At 71.1% G+C, this 1,226-nt stretch carries 1 protein-coding gene; it reads left to right on the plus strand.

The window, feature by feature from the left end; translation table 11 throughout:
- Window positions 1-5: 5 nt before the first annotated feature.
- Complete coding sequence (locus tag ACQKIP_RS47785) at window positions 6-1,214, plus strand: RNA-guided endonuclease InsQ/TnpB family protein (RefSeq protein ID WP_427745908.1); 1,209 nt, start codon at window positions 6-8, stop codon at window positions 1,212-1,214.
- Window positions 1,215-1,226: the final 12 nt, after the last annotated feature.

The following is a 1,226-nucleotide window of genomic DNA, read 5'->3' on the forward strand; positions in this document are numbered from 1 at the left end:
TCGCGGTGATACGCGCCTACAAGTTTCTGCTGCGCCCTACCGTGCGGCAGGCTCAATCCCTGGGCGAGATGCTGGCCGATCACTGCTCCCTCTACAACGGGGCTCTGCAGGAACGCCGCGACGCCTACCGGCACTCCAGCAGGACGAGCATCCGCTACGGGCAGCAGTCCGGCCAGCTCAGGGAGATCCGGGCGTTCGATCCGCAGCGTCAGGGACGGTGGTCGTTCTCCAGCCAGCAGGCCACCCTGCGCCGCCTGGACAGGGCCTTCCAGGCGTTCTTCCGGCGGGTGCGGGCCGGGGAGAAGCCGGGATACCCGCGTTTCAGGGGGGTCAGCTGGTTCGACACGGTGGACTTCCCCCGGGACGGCGACGGCTGCCGCTGGGACAGCACGCCGCACGACCCCGTCACCCGGGTGCGCCTCCAGGGCGTCGGGCATGTCCGCGTGCACCGGCACCGGCCGGTGACCGGACGGGTCAAGACACTCAGCGTCAAACGCGAGGGCCGGCAGTGGTACATCATCCTCGCCTGCGACAACGTGCCCGCCCAGCCGCTCCCGGCTACGGGTGCGGTGACCGGCATCGACCTGGGCATCACGCATTTCCTGACCACGGCCGAAGGCGGGCATCTGTCCAACCCGCGCCACGGCAGGCGCACCGCCGCGGCTCTCGCGGACGCCCAGCGGGCGCTGGAAACCTTCCCGCGGGTGCGGCGGGACCAGCGGTCGGCACCTCACCGCCGCGCGGTGGAGAAGGTCGCCCGGCTGCACCGCAAGGTGCGCCGCCGGCGCCTGGACCACGCCCACAAAACCGCGCTCGCACTGGTGCGCGCCTATGACCGGATCGCGCACGAGCGGCTGACGATCGCGAACATGGTGCGCACCCCCGGGCCGAAGCCCGACCCTCAGGCGCCCGGCAGTTTCCTGCCGAATGGTGCCGCGGCGAAGTCCGGGCTCAATCGCAGCATTCTGGACGCGGGTTGGGGGGTGTTCCTGGGCATCCTCGCGCAGAAGGCTGAGAGCGCCGCTCGTGTTCTGATCCCGGTGGAGCCCCGCGACACCTCGCGCACCTGTCCGCCGTGCGGGCACGTGGACGGCGGGAGCCGCGACGGCGAAAAGTTCCGGTGCACGGCTTGCGGACACCGCGATCACGCGGACCGGGTAGGTGCCTGGAACGTCGCACTCAGGGCCGGGCTGGTCCTTCCCCACGTGGCCTAGCCACCGACAGGA

This window comes from Streptomyces sp. NPDC059900 (assembly GCF_050270335.1).
GTDB lineage: Bacteria > Actinomycetota > Actinomycetes > Streptomycetales > Streptomycetaceae > Streptomyces.